Source organism: Flavilitoribacter nigricans DSM 23189 = NBRC 102662 (assembly GCF_002646595.1).
Lineage (GTDB): Bacteria > Bacteroidota > Bacteroidia > Chitinophagales > Saprospiraceae > Flavilitoribacter > Flavilitoribacter nigricans.
Genome location: NZ_PDUD01000023.1, coordinates 34,984 through 50,281, shown reverse-complemented (window position 1 = coordinate 50,281; position 15,298 = coordinate 34,984). Strand labels below are relative to the sequence as shown.

Below are 15,298 nucleotides of genomic sequence, written 5' to 3'. Positions count from 1 at the left end.
ATAGGGATTTGAATTCCTCGCATTGGAATGATATTATCAAATCTAAAGGATGATGAATAACTATCGGCTAAAAGAGTAAGTCAGGTTGACCTCGTGGGTGCTACCGGCCGTAGGGCCAAACGAGCTGAAAGAATAATCAAACCCGTAGCCGAAACGTATGGTACTGTCAAATCCGGCCGCTTCTCCGAGCACGACACCGGCATCAATATGGAAATTAGTGGATTTGGGCCCCGTAGAAGTGGAGCCTTTGCCCATACCGGTACCGATCCAGAGCGCAGTCGGTAACTGGTAGCGGATATTAAAGTCAATATTGAATGGAGCCCCCTGCACGTATTTACCCCAGGAAGACAATTCGACAAAACTGTCGTTGTCGAAGAAGATATAATATCCGAGTTGGGCGTAGTAGTGCCGGATCCGCTCTACGGAAAAATCACCGTTCTCATCTTCGAAAAGCAGGTTGAGCCCGAAGAGTTGCGGTGCGGAGGCACCAACGTAGAAGTAGTTGTTGTCGCCGACAGTATTATAGAAATAGATCCCTACCCCGAGGTCGGGAAACAATTGCGAGTTATCCTGCGCGGCAACGGGATCTCCCACATCGCGCACATTCACTTTATTGGCATCGATGCGGTATTGTACCATACCACCGCTGATACCGATGGCCAGGCCGCTGTATTCCGGATCGGCGCCCAGTACGCCACCAACTCTTCCGTAAAAGCCGGTGAAACCGGTAGGACCGGTTACATCGTTGATGAGATAACCGCCGGCCGTCAGGTTGACCCCGGCGCCGCCCATGCTCAAAAAGGAACCACGAATGGTCTGGGTGCGCGGGCTGCCCGAAATACCCACCCACTGGGCGCGATAGGAAGCTCCCAGTGTGACATTATTGCCGTAAGCGAAGAAATCACTTTCCATCGCTGCCGGATTGATGATCGTAGCATTTTCCCGGTATTGTGTGAATAGGGGAAGTTGTTGGGCGGACACGCTAAGGCTGATCAGTAGAAGAATTGGGAGTAAAAAATATCTAATCATGGGATACATTTTTATGACCCTCAAAGTTAGTTAATAATAAAGTTGGTACTGAAGTGGCCACGTGTCATTCCACAGGTTGCAGAACCTGGTTTTTAGGCGTCTTAGGAATTTCATGCAGACTACTTCTTTTATACACCGGTCATCCGGTCTCTAACGTATAGAATTAAATTTTTGTATAAGCATTTTAGTTAAATACCAAAAGTGATATATAACTAGCTCGTTCGTTCCGGAATGCCGGAAGCGTATAAGAGTAGTTTTAAACCAATGGATTTCGCGGAATTAATTTGATGCGCCCGAAAAAGCAAAAAATCATACGGGCAAATTAAGAGTTTGTCTTTCGTTTTTGGGATTATGCTAGGGCAAAGTTGTTGATGCCTGTACGTATTTTTTGGGTATTGGTCAGAAGATGTAGAAAAACGCCCCCAAAGTTAGCGCATTGATTTGGATTACCGGAGAAATGCTTTATACATTTTTCCAGCCCCCCCGTTTGATTTAGTGAAAGGTGGTAATAATTTCGGGACTGGCTTTTTTGAGGTAGATAATGGTCAAAACGCAACTTTTTTGGTAATTGTTGTTTTTCGTACCCGGCTCTGCCTCAAATATATCCCATAAACATCATTTTATGGATACCGCCTGTGGGGTTAATTTGTACTTCACTTTACCGGCAGGGCTTTCAGTTGCCGAATTTTAGTAATTAAAAAATGGCCGACTCAAGGGCAATAGACATGCCCATCAGCCAATCGGGTCAATAATGGAGCAGCAGTGGCCGTTTACCGGCTACTGTGGCGGCCGTTGACCCTGCGATCGAAAAATCTACGTCAGGAGCAGTCCACACCTTTCCTAATCGGCAACGATAGCGATGCGCTGGTTGGGGCCGTATCCGGTCACTGCGAGCCGGGATATATTTTTCACCTCATAGAATCGCAGATCGGCTACTTCTACCCAGCCTTCGTCCAGATTGGGGTTGTACTTGTACAATTTGCTGCCCTTACCCATCAGGAAAGTACCGTCTTCGAGAACGGCAAAATCTTCGGCATTGGGCAGGGTCTCGATGATCTTCTGCGGTTGATCCCGGGTATAAGGATTCTTCCGCATCAGCAGCCAGTCACCGTACTGGCTCTTCTGTACGAATGCGATGTGACCATTCCGCAGTTTCTTGAAACACCGGCCTACATTGGTGGCAAGCGGGCGGACATCATCCGAGCGGGTGTCCGCAATGCCGAGGTAATTGGGGTTGTCGACCATAAATACCGCTACTTCGTAACTGCTCAGCCACAGGTAGTAGCCGATGCCGTTCAGGTATTTGAAGACCGGTTTGCCGTTCGTGAGACGGTCTACCGGGAACTGCCACAGACGCAGTACGGTATCCCGGCCGGCAATCTCCTGGCGGATAGCGGAAAAGTTGTAAAAGTCCGGCATCCGGGCGGGGGAGAATTCTCCGGAGGGTGTGCTCGTCACCCGGGTCTTGGTCTTGCGATCCAGATCCAGGAGATACAGGTCCGGTTGTGGGTCGTAAGGAGATTGTACCGAAAGGTAGAGTTCATTATCGGAAAAGAACACCGGATGGTTGTTGTAACCCTCCGGATTGAAGTTGGTCAAATATTGAGGATTTCGCAATTGCATACTGCTATCCGTCTGGAGCAGATTGAACAGATAAACATTGGAACGCGGCAATTGCTGGGCTTCCAGCTGCAGAAATCCCAGAATAAACACTAAGGCGATAGTTAGTCTAATGGACATATGATCCAAATTTTAGGGGTAAAAGTAAACAATCTTCATCATTATTCCCTTATCAGTAATAGGACACCCCCTGCAGTTTTTTTTACGATCATTCAAGAGGTATAGATCAAGCTGTTGATAGACAAATAGTTAAACAACGGTCATCCGACTATCCCCTCAGTGCCACTCTACTTTCCAGATAACTGGTTTCCAACTACTTACAATTAAAATCCGGCCTAGCGCCGGCTTATAATCACGATTAAGCTCTTCAAAAACCATTACGCTTATGAAAACACTTTTGCTTCCCGTATTATTGCTCATCACCACATTTGTGCAGGCGCAGATCGATCTCCAGTTGGTAGAGATCTCCGACGCCTTTTCCAGTCCGGTGGACATTACCAATGCCGGCGACGACCGAATGTTCGTGGTCGAAAAAGCCGGACGGATCCGCATCCTGCAACCCGACGGACAGGTCAACGGCACGCCTTTTCTGGACATCCGTTCCATGGTCAGTACGCAGAGCGAACGGGGGCTGCTCGGGCTGGCCTTCCACCCGGACTATACCGACAACGGATACTTTTTTGTGAATTATACCAACAACAGTGGTAACACCGTAGTGGCCCGTTACCAGGTATCCGCCGGCGATCCGGAGGTAGCCGATGCCGGCAGTGCCGTGATACTTCTGACCGCTACCCAACCCTTTCCCAATCACAACGGTGGAGACCTCAACTTCGGGCCCGACGGCTACCTCTACATCGCACTGGGTGACGGCGGCGACGGCGGGGACCCCAGAGACAACGGACAGGAACGCCAGTCTCTGCTCGGGAAGATCCTCCGTATCGACGTGAACACCGGTGATCCCTACGGCATACCCGCCGACAACCCCTTCGCCCAAACGGACGAGACCCTGGATGAGATCTGGGCGCTGGGCCTGCGCAACCCCTGGCGCTTCAGCTTTGACCGCCTGACGGGTGATATGTGGATCGGCGATGTGGGGCAGGGCAATTTTGAAGAGATCGATTTCCAGCCCGCCGGTAGCAGCGGTGGAGAAAATTACGGCTGGCGCTGCTACGAAGGGAACGACACCTTCAACACCGCCAACTGCGGTTCCGCCACGGATTATACCTTCCCGGTCTATACCTACGAAAGCGAACTACCCATCGGCTGTTCGATCACCGGCGGGTTTGTCTACCGCGGGGCCAGCTTCCCGCTGCTGTCCGGCAAATACATCTACGCCGACTACTGCAGTGGAAAGATCTGGGCCCTGGAACGGAACGATGCGGAAGAATGGATCAATACCGAGTTGTTCGACGGACCTAATTTTCAGTACGTTTCTTTCGGTGAAGATGCCGGGGGCGAATTATACCTGCTCAGTATCGAAGGTAAAGTTCATCAGGTCCGCGACATCACCACTCCTACCCGGGAAGTTCCCCTGGAGGCCGACCTGATGCTGCGTCCCAATCCGTTTGACCGCGCGTTCTGGGTAGAGGGCCGGCTGCCCGAAAGCGGAACGTACCGCCTGCAACTGCTCAACGCCCAGGGACAGACCATCTGGGAAACGACCCGCCGGCTGGATACGGAGTTTCAGGAAAAGATCGATACGGAAAACCTGCCGGCCGGTGTCTATCTTTTCCGGCTGGAGCGGAACGGTGCCGGTCTGATGCGCAAACTGATCAAAGAATAGATGGGGAGTCTCCGGAATGAGAAATGCCCCGGCTCATTCCGGAGGCTTGTTAAACCGAAAAGGCCAGCTGCATCCCCATCACATATTTGGAAAAACGGTGCAACCTGAGTGGCCAGTACTGCGTAAATTCGTCGAGGCGCTGGTCATCTTCCCGTCCGTATTTAAGTTCCACAACGCGCAATTCGGGCGGAAAGGAACGGCCGGCCCAGATCTTCGGATCAAAGGCATTACAGCTCAGATCCTCGTCTACCGTGAGGCGAAAAGCGCCGTCGGTGGATTCGTAATAAGCCCGCTGGTAACTGTTGACCAAAGTCGGGAACAGGGCATTCTGCAGCAGGGTCGGCAGGCTACCCGGAATGGCGGCTGCGTCCGCTAAAGTAATTTTTCCCGCAATTGTGTGAATTATTTTAGTCCCCAGTAAATTTTCCTTTTTTTTGAGCTCAAATCGGGCGTGCTCGATCAGGCCGGAAGCGGGTCCGTACCACCGCAACCGGTATTTTGTGCGATGGCTCACTCCGGCCAGGTTCTCGTGAAAGGTGCGCCATCCCGGCGTGTCGAAATACACGTTATTTATCCGCCGGTCGGGATAGACCTTCCGGAACCCGAGCGGATGGCCCAGTACCAGTTGTTCGAGGGCATTGGCAGTTAGTACGGTGGAAGGAAATTTCCTTTCGTAACGCATTTTTTTTGATGATCTGATCCTGCAATGATACGATGATCAGGTGAAAATTTGAAGCATTTCACCGTTTCATCATCGGGCCGGTTGCAGCAGTATTAAAAAGCAAGACATTATGTTTATTCAATTTTCAGAGATCATTGAAGAGGCCTGGGCGAATTACGATCCCAGCCGAAATATCAAATCTATCTCCGATATCAGCGCGAAAGTCTCGACCAATCACGTTTACAAGGTGATCTTTGAGGATAAGGGCTTTGTGATCGCCAAGTTATCCTACTTTGGACAGTACGAACATTTCGTGGAGGACCATACCATCATCAATGTGCTGGCCAACAACCTGCCGGAACCCTACGAGAATTTCCTCTCGCGGTCGCTGATGAAGGGCAATAACCTCTTTACCTATCGCTTTCGCAACGCCCTGATCGACGCCTGGGTGGTATTCTACCGGCCGATCAAGATCGATAAGAAGTTGCCCCGTCGACTGGAAGAAGAGCATATCCGGTCTCTGGGAAAGCAGTTTGCCAAACTGCACCAAACCTGTTCCAAAGTCAGGAATACCCTGCCGCCTTCCTCCAAGACCCTGCATTCCGATATTGAGCATCTGCAGCGTTTGATGGATTCGGAACTGGGTCGCTACGAACACCGGATGAACGAAAGTACCATCCGGGAGCAGTGCGACCTGTTTCTGGAAAAGGCCGAGAAGGTGAAATTTAAGGAGTGGGAAAGAATACCGGTGTTTGTGGACTGGAATATCGGCAATTTTTCGGTAACTCGATCTTATAAGCTATTTTCGCGCTGGGATTACGATTGGTTCCGCATGAGCTCGAGAATACTGGATTTTTATTTTCTGAGCCGGATCGTATCCGATATTGGCGACCGTACGGTGTTTTCCTACAACATCGATCCGCTGATGGAAGAGCGATTTATTCTATTTTTACAGGAATACCACAAAGTTTATCCCCTAACCGAACCAGAGATCCGCTTCCTGGGAGAAGTGTACCGTTTTTTCATTATCAACTACGTGATCAAAGACGGGCGTTATTTCTTCCACGAGATCTACGCCTCCAAATTACAAGCGGAAGCTTACCAATCCTATTTTCCCGAACTGGATAAAAAGTTTAATCCCGAGCCATTGCTTCGGGCACTGAAAATTTAATTATGAAAAAGACAGATTTTTCAACCGTGCTGCCCAAATACAAGGCGGTGTTCTTTGATGCATTCGGGGTATTGAAGAACTACAACGGTATGATCAAGGGGATCGAGCGGACATTTGATTATCTGGCGGAAAACGAGATGGAGTTCTTTGTACTGACCAACGACTCTTCCCGGAGTCCGGAACTGCTGGCGGAGAAATACCGCTCGGCGGGCATCGAGGCCATCAATACGGACCATATGATCTCCTCGGGCATGCTGGCCAGAGAATATTTCAAACACAAGCTACGGGACGGCAAGGTCGTCTACCTGGGTACGGAGAAATCTGCCTATTATCTCGAAGGTACCGGTCTGGAGGGAATTCCGATCGGCACCTTCGATTCGCAAAATTCCGAAGATATCCGCGCACTGGTGCTGCTGGATGAAGAGGGTTTCGACTGGAATAAGGACCTGAATAAGGCCATCAATCTCCTGCGGCGGAAAAACATTCCCATCATTGTCGCCAATTCGGATGAGACCTATCCGGTATCCAAATACGAGGTGAATATCGCCATCGGCGGCATTGCGGATATGCTGGAGACCATCGTCGGTAAGCGGGTGATCCGCTTCGGCAAACCCAGTTCGCAGATGTTCATTTTTGCCTACGAGTACATGCTCAAGCGGGTGGATGTACGCAAGGAGGAGATACTGATGGTGGGTGATACCCTCTATACGGACATTATGGGCGGCAATAAATTCGGGGTCGATACCGCACTGGTCCTCACCGGTAATACTTCACCGGAACAGGCTAAATTCCTGATCAAATCCACGGGCATCATTCCGGATTACGTCTGCAACTCCGCTGTACTTTGACATTAGCACAGGAGGAAGAACAGTGATGTCGATTCGCTTCTCCCCTACTCAAAAGCCTCTTTCCGCTCCAGGGAACGATTGATCAGCAACATCTGCAGGTAGCCGATCAGCACTTCGATCCCGCGGTCAAAACTGTGATTGTTGTTGATCACAATGTCCGCATCGTCTACATAGGGCTTGATGTATTTTTCGAAGGTAGGTAAGACGTGGTTTTCGTAGCGATACAGCACATCTTCCAGCGGATAGTTCCGTTCCACCCGGTCCCGCTTGATCCGGCGGATCACCTTGAGGTTTTCCTTTGCCTGCAGGAACACCCGCAGGTCCAGTTTGGCGTTGACGTTCTTGTAGTAGAAAACAAATAACCCTTCCACAATGATGATGGGAGCCGGTTGGAAGGTGAGCATTTTGGGTTGGACCTCCCGGTTGTTGAAAGTATATTCCGGCCGGACTACGGTCTCACCCTCGATCAGACGTTGAATGTCCTCCCCGAAGGCTTTTTTATTGATTGACTTGGGCCGGTCAAAGTTGACGATCCCATTCTTGTCTTTCTTCTGCTGCTCGATCGGACGGTAGTAATCATCCTGGGAAATAACGCATAGCGATTCGGGAGGCAGGGCCGCTCGGATACGATTGATAAAAGATGTTTTGCCGGACCCACTTCCTCCGGTAATTCCAACTAAAAAAGGTTGCATACTTCTTATTTCACAGCACGCAAAAATAGGAATTAAATGCTAAAGTTCACCGGATTTGGCAGATTCACCGACGGGGAGGGCATTTTTCGCCAGACGGCTCGGGCGGAATCCAATTTTTACGGATCCACGAACCCACGGAAAGTGGGCGGGCAGCAAACAGTATATTCCCTCCATGATCCTCTTTTTTATTACATTTGGCAGATCGTGCAGAAAATGGCTATCGGCAGCCGACCTTAAAACTTTCTAATTGTCAATTCAGCTTTATGGATTTCATCAGCATTTTAAGAGGGATCTTGGGGATCGTGATCATGTTGGGAATTTGTTATGCGCTCAGTAGCAACCGCCGCAATATCAACTGGCGGCTGGTCGGCATCGGCCTGGCCATGCAACTGGTACTGGCTGTTCTCATTCTGAAAGTTCCTTTTGTACGGACGATCTTTGATTACGTTGCCAGTTTTTTCGTGGTGCTGCTTGATTTTACGGATGCCGGTGCGGATTTTGTACTGGGTTCCTGGCCGGAGGTCGCCCAGATCTCGGACGGGATCACCGGGGAGATGGTCACGGTCGGCTATATCTTTGCCTTCAAGGTATTGCCCACCATTATCTTCTTCTCCGCACTTTCGGCCCTGCTGTACTACCTCGGCATTCTGCAGAAGATCATCAAGGGTTTTGCCTGGGTAATGTCCCGGACTATGGGGCTCACCGGATCGGAAAGTCTCGCGGCGGCAGCCAATGTATTCATCGGACAAACCGAAGCGCCGCTGGTGATCAAACCCTATCTGGAAGGCATGAGCCGCTCGGAAATGCTCTGCCTGATGACGGGCGGCATGGCTACGATTGCCGGTGGAGTGTTTGCCGCCTACGTCGGTTTCCTGGGCGGTTCCGATCTGGAGACCCGCCAGCTCTTCGCCACGCACCTGCTTACCGCTTCCATCATGTCGGCCCCGGCCGCCATTGTTGCCGCTAAGATGTTGTTCCCGGAAGAAAGGAAGATCGAACTGGAAGATCAAAATCTGGATATTCCGCCCCAGGAAGTCGGCGACAACGTACTGGATGCCATTTCCCGCGGCACCACGGACGGGCTGAAACTGGCCGTCAATGTCGGTGCCATGCTGCTGGTATTTACGGCATTTGTAGCCATGATCAACTACTTCTTCCAGGATATGGTGGGCAACTGGACCAACCTCAACGGCTACGTACAGAATGTCACAGAAGGTCGTTTTGAAGGCTTCAATGTCCAGTTTATCCTCGGTATTTTGTTCGCGCCGGTCGCCTGGGTACTCGGAGTAGCTTCGGACGATGTAATGGTTGTCGGGCAGTTACTCGGCCTGAAAACGACCCTCAACGAATTTTTTGCCTACGCCGCCCTCGAAGGCGTGCAGGGAGAGATCTCGCCCAAATCCGTGATCATTGCGACCTACGCACTCTGCGGTTTTGCCAATTTCGCTTCCATCGGTATTCAGATCGGTGGGATCGGTGCCATTGCACCCGGTCAGCGGAAGACGCTGACGGAATTCGGTATCAAGGCACTGATCGGTGGTACGATCGCCTGTTTCCTCACGGCGGCTATTGCCGGTGTACTGGCGGTGTAGGACTAAGCCAGACGCTGCCTGATCTGTTTGCTGTGGCGGTTGAAATGCCCCTGAAAGAAACGCAGCAAACCCGTTGGCGATAAACGTCCGACAAATGGGTGTTTGTAAACTTCTTCCCGGTAGCGGCCGGCCGGAAAACTTTCCAGTAGTTCCCGGAGTTGGGCCCTTTGTTCGAGCCATTCGCTTTTGATCGTTCCCAATTCGTAAGGTGCTTCCCGCAGCAGCGCACTATCCCCGATCGCTTTGGGGGCTTTCCACTTAAAAGGCGAACCGAAATAAAATTCCAGGACCAGACTGCGCAGGCGGCTGCGGATCCCGGCCGGGGGCAACTCATCGGTAAAGCTCAGTTTTTTCCGGATATACTGCAGGGAGTAGGCCTCGGCCAGCATGAGGTGCCTGGCTACCATCAGCGGCGACCAGGTTTCCGGACTGGGCTGGCGATTAAGCTGCTCGTCGGAATAGCCGTCCAGTTGCTGGAAGAGCTGGTCGAGATCGGCGTTCAAACGGTGCAATTGCTGTTCCTCTCTTTTGGGTATCATAGCCGCTTATTTGGGTGGTTGTGATTGGGATCCTTCCAAAGATACAGAAAGCCTGCATTACATAAAGATCGATTCCCGGTGCTGGGGGATGATGCCTTTTTCGTCGGCCGTTTTAAAAAGATGCTGCACCGCGGCCCGGCCCCTTTCTCCCAGGTCCCGCGTGTAGTCATTCACATAAAGCCCGATATGGGCCATCATCACCGATTCCTGCATTTCCTGGGCGTACTGACGGACGAATTCCAGCGTCTGTTCCGGCTGTTCCAAAGCGAAAGCAACGCTGCGGGCCAGTACCCGGTTGACCTTTTGCCGGACCGGTTCCGGCAGATCACGCCGGATCACGATCCCGCCCAGTGGGATGGGCATTCCGGTGGTGGTTTCCCAGTATTCTCCCAGGTCCCTGATTTTGACCAGGCCTTTATCCTCGTAGGTGAAGCGGTTTTCGTGGATGATCAGCCCGGCATCTACCTCGCCCCGCAGTACGGCACCTTCGATATCGGAGAACAGCATTTCTTTTTTATTCGTGATCTCCGGATAGGCCAGGCCGAGCAGAAAATTAGCGGTCGTGTACTTACCCGGTATTGCCACAACGGCCTCCTGTAGCCGGTCGGCCGAGATCTCACTTTTCGCGATCAGCAGGGGCCCGCAGTTGTTACCTAACGCACTGCCCGCATCCAGGAGCACGTATTTGTCCCGCAGATAGGCATAAGCGTGATAACTCAGCTTGGTAATATCCAGATCGGACCGGAAAGCCGCCTCGTTCAGCGCCTCCACATCCTCCATAATTACCTCAAATGTAAGGCCTTCGGTATCTATCTTACCGTGCATTAAGGCGTCAAAAATAAAAGTGTCATTAGGACAAGGGCTAAAGCCCAAGGATAATTTCATAATTTTGCCGTTCATTGAGGAGATCCGGTATTTCGGGCAAACAACTATTGCCTGCAATCCGATCCAAAAGGAGCACCCGAAGGCGATCGCTCCGGTACTCAATTGATCTACCCCATGGTTTAGGGGGAGACAACTGAAAGGCCAATTCAAACGAACTGTTGCGATCTTGCTCCTGATTAAAAGATCTCCCTTATTAAGGTAAAGATTTTATTCAACCCTGATCATTATGGAAATACGAGTCCTCTACGAGGATAACCACTTAATAGCTGTAAACAAACCGGCCGGCTGGCTGGTTCAAGGCGACGCCACCGGAGATACCACGCTCGCGGACTGGGTAAAGGTCTATATCAAGAACCGCTACCAAAAACCCGGCGATGTGTTCCTCGGGATCATCCACCGCCTGGATCGCCCCGTCAGTGGGGTCGTGGTCTTTGCCCGTACCAGCAAAGGGCTGGAGCGCATGAATGCCCTTTTCCGGGATCGTAAAGTGGAAAAGACCTACCTCGCCGTAACGACCGAACGCCCCTACCCGCTCAAAGGCCAGCTCACGCATTATCTGACCAAAGACCGGGAACGCAATATAGCGAAAGCTTACGACCGGATGAGTAACCGGGCCAAAGGTGCGAAAAAAAGCGAACTGGATTACGAACTGATCGGCGAACTCGGGGGGCACCATCTGCTTAAGGTCAATCCGATCACCGGTCGGCCGCACCAGATCCGGGCGCAGTTGGGAAAAATGGGCTGGCCGATCCGTGGCGATGTGAAATACGGATTCCACCAACTGAACCAGGATCTATCCATCCACCTGCATTGCCAACAGTTGAGTTTTGAACATCCGGTAAAAAAAGAGCCGGTGGTGATCACCGCCGAACCGCCCCGCGATCAGGTCTGGGAAATGTTCGACATTTATTCGGAATGATCCCTGGATCTGCAAAAACATTTTCACTCATTATCAGCCATAAAAAACGATCTACATGAAAACAGCAAAAACCATATTCTCCGGTATTGCCCTTTTGCTGCTCCTGCTCAACAGCATTGCATTTACGGGCTGTAAGCAAACGGACAGTCAGGAAGAACAAAGTGCGGAAACAGCCGCCACAACACCTCAGGCCGATGCGGAAGCACCGGCAACTGCGGCCCCAGCTGCTACCAGTTCGGAATCGCCCGTAGGTACCCGTCCGGCTTACGTTCCGCCCAAAGCTACTCAGAACCCGCTCACGTTGGGCGTTTCCAACCAGCGCGTCAAAAGCGGCGCTCCGCTTTGCCTGGATATCCAGGTGGCGGATTTCGATCAGTTATTATCTATGCAGTATTCGGTGAAGTGGGATCCGACGATGTTGAAGTTCAAAAGTGTGCAGAATTTTCAGTTGCCCGGTCTGGGGCCCGAAGATTTTGGTGCCCACCGGGCGGCAGAAGGTACACTCACCTCCGTATGGATCGACGAAAACCTGCAGGGAGTTACCGTGGCGGACGGCGCAACGATCTATCAGATCTGTTATGATGTGGTAGGTGCTTCCGGCAAAACTACGGAAGTAATGTTTTCCGACGGTCCGACGCCCTTTGAAGTGGTTAACCTGAAGGAGGAAGTCGTGGATATCAAAGGCGTTGCGGGACGCGTGACCATTAATTAGAACGAAAAAACAAGGAGTGAGGAATGCGCGGAAGAGATCCACGCATTCCTCTCTCCTATCTGCTAATACTCTATTTCTTCCAGGTTTACGACGAAACCTTTGATCTTATATTTCTTGCTGAGGCTGGACTGATAATTTTCCGCCGTTTTCTCATCTACAAACGGGCCCAGGATCACTTTGTACACCGGAGCCTGTCCGGTTTTTTCCGCACTGATCAGAATGTTGTCAAACCATTTGGCCTGTAGGTCGGCTACCTGCTTCAGTACATTTTCGTAGCTACTCAGGGAAGCGATCTGTACGCCGAAACCTCTTTGTTCCGGTTTTTGCAATACGATCTTATAGAGGCCGTACTGGTTGTAATCCTGTTGTACCAATTTGAATTTGATCTCACCCGGAGTCGCTTCTTTTGTGGCAGCCGGTTTGGCGGCCGTAGTGGTGGGCGACTTGGCCGTTTCAGTAGCCGGTTTAGTGGTGGTGGTAGTGGTAGTCGGCGTTTCCCGCTTCACCGCGGTTACTTCCCGGGCTTTGGGAGCTTCCTGTTCGGGTTCGGTGAAATCATAAGCTGTAGGGCGGGTAGGTTCTCTGCGTACATTGGTATTGGAAGCAACATCCGTCTGGCGGTTACTTCGGCTCACCAGTTCAACTTTCACCTGCGCGACCCCATCGGCAACCAGACCGATGCTTTCCGCAGCCCGGCGGCTGAGATCCACTACTCTACCTTTGATATATGGCCCTTTATCCGTTACCGTTACGGTTACCGATTTATTGTTATCCAGGCGGGTTACCTTAATTTTGGTACCGTACGGGTACTTCTTATGAGCAGCCGTTAATTTGTCTTTATCGTAATAATCGCCGTAGGCGGTTGGCCGGCCGTGATAATCATCAGAGTAGTAAGAGGCTAGCCCAAATTCTTCTTCTTGTGCGTTGAGATGGTTGACCGTCAGTAAAAAAACTGGGATTAGAAAAAGAAAGGTAATGGCTTTCATAATGAATTATTTAATGATAGAATAGTAGGTGATGTCTATATCTAAGTAATCGGTTATCAGTTATTCGTGTTTAGTGGGCGGACTATTTCTTTTACCAACAGGGATGCGCCGGCCCGGAGGCGGCAGTGTATTTTTTCTGCTGTACCAGAGGTGCATCACGCTGAGTGACGCAACTGCGCGCCCGGGTCAACGGGCTAGATCACTTCGATCTTACGGTCCGCAGAGTGCCATCTAAACGGTATTTAACCGACAATCCGGATCAACAATATAAAACGTCCTGGTTCAAAATTAAGTATAAGCCCCTGCTTAAACAAGATTATTACCCTGGCCTGATATAAGTTTGAACTCTTTCCTGTTGAAAATTGTAATTTTGTGGGCGTTTTTAACAACGTGACACAACGATAGCATGAATTTGTAATGAGGCGGGATCCGGGAACAAGGGCCGGAAACATCCTTCCTCATTTCTAAATAAAGTGATATGAGCAAGCAAGGAAGAGTACTGGTGGCCATGAGTGGCGGCATTGACAGCACGGTTACGGCCATGATGCTGCACGATGCCGGGTACGAGGTAGTCGGGATCACGATGAAAACCTGGGACTATGCGAACAGCGGCGGTTCCAAGAAAGAGACCGGTTGCTGTAGTCTGGATTCCATCAACGACGCGCGCCAGGTAGCCGTGCAGATGGGCTTCCACCATTTCATTATAGATATCCGGGATGAGTTCGGGGACTACGTGATCGATAATTTTGTGGATGAGTACATGGCCGGGCGGACGCCCAATCCCTGTGTCCTTTGCAATACGCACATCAAGTGGAATGCCCTGCTGAAACGGGCGGATGCTATGGATTGTGAATTCATCGCTACCGGACACTACGCCAAGATCAATGAACTGAACGGACGGAAATACATCAGCAAATCCGCCGACAGCCATAAGGATCAGTCCTACGTACTCTGGGGACTCAGTCAGGAGTGTATGCACCGCAGTCGTTTCCCGCTGGGGCCCTACACCAAACCGGAGGTTCGCCAGATGGCCAAGGACTTCGGCTACGAAGAACTGTCCAAAAAAGCGGAAAGCTATGAGATCTGCTTTGTCCCGGATAACGATTACCGCGGTTTTCTCAAGCGCCGGGTCGATGGCCTGGAAGAGCAGGTTGCGGGCGGCAATTTCGTGAGTGTACAGGGCGAAGTACTGGGCCAGCACAAAGGTTATCCGTTCTATACCATCGGCCAGCGTAAAGGATTAGGAGTAGCTTTCGGAGAGCCGATGTACGTGACGGAGATCCAGCCGGCTACCAATACGGTAGTACTCGGCTCGGTAGATGATCTGGTCCGCAACGGTATGACGGTCGGCCAGGTAAACAGCATGAAGTACGCCTCCATCCCGGAAGGTCTGGAAACGACCACCAAGATCCGCTACAAGGATCAGGGTGCCCTGGCCAGACTCAGTCCGATCGCCGATGATCAGGTCTTCGTGGAATTTTACGCCAACGTTCGGGGTGTCGCTCCGGGGCAGTCGGCCGTATTTTACGAAGGTGATGACGTCGTGGGTGGCGGGATTATTTACGGGAGTAATTTGAATAGCTAAACGTGTGAATGTTTGAACGTGGAAATGTGTGAATGTGGAAACGTTGGAATGTTGAAATGTGTTAGGGTGTTGAGGTGTTGTGGTGTTGAGGTTTGGGGCAGTTGGTTGAAAATCAATTAATTGCTATACTACAAATCATAAAATAGCAGAAAGGACGTCAACACCATCATCCCTTTCCCAAGCCGATCACTAACCTTAACACATCCAAACCTTAACACTTCAACACATTCCAACCAACCTTAACACTTTAACACATCAACACCTTAACACAAATTA

14 protein-coding genes are annotated in these 15,298 nt (G+C 50.9%); 7 read left to right on the top strand and 7 right to left on the bottom strand.

Annotated elements, in window-relative coordinates; translation table 11 throughout:
• Window positions 1-60: 60 nt before the first annotated feature.
• Both CRP01_RS18090 and CRP01_RS18085 read right to left on the bottom strand, forming a co-directional pair.
• Entirely contained in the window at window positions 61-1,029 is a 969-nt protein-coding gene (locus tag CRP01_RS18090; protein ID WP_099151495.1) for a PorP/SprF family type IX secretion system membrane protein, read from the bottom strand.
• Window positions 1,030-1,869: 840 nt separating this feature from the next.
• Window positions 1,870-2,769 (bottom strand): TolB-like translocation protein, encoded by a 900-nt coding sequence (locus CRP01_RS18085; RefSeq protein WP_099151494.1) that lies wholly within the window; start codon window positions 2,767-2,769, stop codon window positions 1,870-1,872.
• Window positions 2,770-3,034: 265 nt separating this feature from the next.
• Here CRP01_RS18085 and CRP01_RS18080 point away from each other — a divergent pair, with 265 nt between their 5' ends.
• The gene (locus CRP01_RS18080; RefSeq protein WP_099151493.1) at window positions 3,035-4,432 is read left to right on the top strand and encodes a PQQ-dependent sugar dehydrogenase; all 1,398 of its coding nucleotides are present in this window, start codon (window positions 3,035-3,037) and stop codon (window positions 4,430-4,432) included.
• A 49-nt stretch (window positions 4,433-4,481) separates the two neighbouring features.
• On the opposite strand, the gene CRP01_RS18075 is transcribed toward CRP01_RS18080, so the two are convergent.
• Entirely contained in the window at window positions 4,482-5,114 is a 633-nt protein-coding gene (locus tag CRP01_RS18075; protein WP_099151492.1) for a polyphosphate polymerase domain-containing protein, read from the bottom strand.
• Window positions 5,115-5,220: 106 nt separating this feature from the next.
• Between CRP01_RS18075 and CRP01_RS18070 the strand changes: the two genes are divergently transcribed.
• Window positions 5,221-6,264 (top strand): aminoglycoside phosphotransferase/kinase family protein, encoded by a 1,044-nt coding sequence (locus CRP01_RS18070; protein WP_099151491.1) that lies wholly within the window; start codon window positions 5,221-5,223, stop codon window positions 6,262-6,264.
• A gap of 2 nt (window positions 6,265-6,266) precedes the next feature.
• Window positions 6,267-7,112 (top strand): HAD-IIA family hydrolase, encoded by an 846-nt coding sequence (locus tag CRP01_RS18065; RefSeq protein ID WP_099151490.1) that lies wholly within the window; start codon window positions 6,267-6,269, stop codon window positions 7,110-7,112.
• 44 nt (window positions 7,113-7,156) lie between these two features.
• Here CRP01_RS18065 and CRP01_RS18060 read toward each other — a convergent pair whose 3' ends face one another.
• A complete protein-coding gene (locus tag CRP01_RS18060) occupies window positions 7,157-7,804 on the bottom strand; it encodes a uridine kinase family protein (protein ID WP_099151489.1) in 648 nt (215 codons plus the stop codon).
• Window positions 7,805-8,067: 263 nt separating this feature from the next.
• On the opposite strand from CRP01_RS18060, the gene CRP01_RS18050 reads away from it, so the two are divergent.
• Window positions 8,068-9,396 (top strand): NupC/NupG family nucleoside CNT transporter, encoded by a 1,329-nt coding sequence (locus tag CRP01_RS18050; protein ID WP_099151487.1) that lies wholly within the window; start codon window positions 8,068-8,070, stop codon window positions 9,394-9,396.
• A gap of 2 nt (window positions 9,397-9,398) precedes the next feature.
• Here CRP01_RS18050 and CRP01_RS18045 read toward each other — a convergent pair whose 3' ends face one another.
• Entirely contained in the window at window positions 9,399-9,935 is a 537-nt protein-coding gene (locus tag CRP01_RS18045) for a DinB family protein (RefSeq protein WP_099151486.1), read from the bottom strand.
• 57 nt (window positions 9,936-9,992) lie between these two features.
• Window positions 9,993-10,820 (bottom strand): menaquinone biosynthesis family protein, encoded by an 828-nt coding sequence (locus CRP01_RS18040; RefSeq protein WP_099151698.1) that lies wholly within the window; start codon window positions 10,818-10,820, stop codon window positions 9,993-9,995.
• A gap of 226 nt (window positions 10,821-11,046) precedes the next feature.
• On the opposite strand from CRP01_RS18040, the gene CRP01_RS18035 reads away from it, so the two are divergent.
• Both CRP01_RS18035 and CRP01_RS18030 read left to right on the top strand, forming a co-directional pair.
• On the top strand, window positions 11,047-11,739 hold the full coding sequence (locus CRP01_RS18035; RefSeq protein WP_099151485.1) for an RluA family pseudouridine synthase: 693 nt from the start codon (window positions 11,047-11,049) through the stop codon (window positions 11,737-11,739).
• Between the two features lie 55 nt (window positions 11,740-11,794).
• Entirely contained in the window at window positions 11,795-12,451 is a 657-nt protein-coding gene (locus CRP01_RS18030; protein WP_099151484.1) for a hypothetical protein, read from the top strand.
• A 62-nt stretch (window positions 12,452-12,513) separates the two neighbouring features.
• On the opposite strand, the gene CRP01_RS18025 is transcribed toward CRP01_RS18030, so the two are convergent.
• Window positions 12,514-13,437: a septal ring lytic transglycosylase RlpA family protein gene (locus CRP01_RS18025; protein ID WP_099151483.1), complete on the bottom strand. Its 924-nt coding sequence runs from the start codon at window positions 13,435-13,437 to the stop codon at window positions 12,514-12,516.
• Window positions 13,438-13,915: 478 nt separating this feature from the next.
• Between CRP01_RS18025 and mnmA the strand changes: the two genes are divergently transcribed.
• Window positions 13,916-15,022 (top strand): tRNA 2-thiouridine(34) synthase MnmA, encoded by a 1,107-nt coding sequence (mnmA, locus tag CRP01_RS18020; protein ID WP_099151482.1) that lies wholly within the window; start codon window positions 13,916-13,918, stop codon window positions 15,020-15,022.
• The last annotated feature ends 276 nt before the right edge of the window (window positions 15,023-15,298 follow it).

Coding starts and splice junctions, on each gene's coding strand:
- CRP01_RS18050 (WP_099151487.1), top strand. CDS start 8,068: ATGGATTTCATCAGCATTTTAAGAGGGATCTTGGGGATCGTGATCATG.
- CRP01_RS18075 (WP_099151492.1), bottom strand. CDS start 5,114: ATGCGTTACGAAAGGAAATTTCCTTCCACCGTACTAACTGCCAATGCC.
- CRP01_RS18025 (WP_099151483.1), bottom strand. CDS start 13,437: ATGAAAGCCATTACCTTTCTTTTTCTAATCCCAGTTTTTTTACTGACG.
- CRP01_RS18085 (WP_099151494.1), bottom strand. CDS start 2,769: ATGTCCATTAGACTAACTATCGCCTTAGTGTTTATTCTGGGATTTCTG.
- CRP01_RS18040 (WP_099151698.1), bottom strand. CDS start 10,820: ATGAAATTATCCTTGGGCTTTAGCCCTTGTCCTAATGACACTTTTATT.
- CRP01_RS18035 (WP_099151485.1), top strand. CDS start 11,047: ATGGAAATACGAGTCCTCTACGAGGATAACCACTTAATAGCTGTAAAC.
- mnmA (WP_099151482.1), top strand. CDS start 13,916: ATGAGCAAGCAAGGAAGAGTACTGGTGGCCATGAGTGGCGGCATTGAC.
- CRP01_RS18080 (WP_099151493.1), top strand. CDS start 3,035: ATGAAAACACTTTTGCTTCCCGTATTATTGCTCATCACCACATTTGTG.
- CRP01_RS18060 (WP_099151489.1), bottom strand. CDS start 7,804: ATGCAACCTTTTTTAGTTGGAATTACCGGAGGAAGTGGGTCCGGCAAA.
- CRP01_RS18065 (WP_099151490.1), top strand. CDS start 6,267: ATGAAAAAGACAGATTTTTCAACCGTGCTGCCCAAATACAAGGCGGTG.
- CRP01_RS18090 (WP_099151495.1), bottom strand. CDS start 1,029: ATGATTAGATATTTTTTACTCCCAATTCTTCTACTGATCAGCCTTAGC.
- CRP01_RS18030 (WP_099151484.1), top strand. CDS start 11,795: ATGAAAACAGCAAAAACCATATTCTCCGGTATTGCCCTTTTGCTGCTC.
- CRP01_RS18045 (WP_099151486.1), bottom strand. CDS start 9,935: ATGATACCCAAAAGAGAGGAACAGCAATTGCACCGTTTGAACGCCGAT.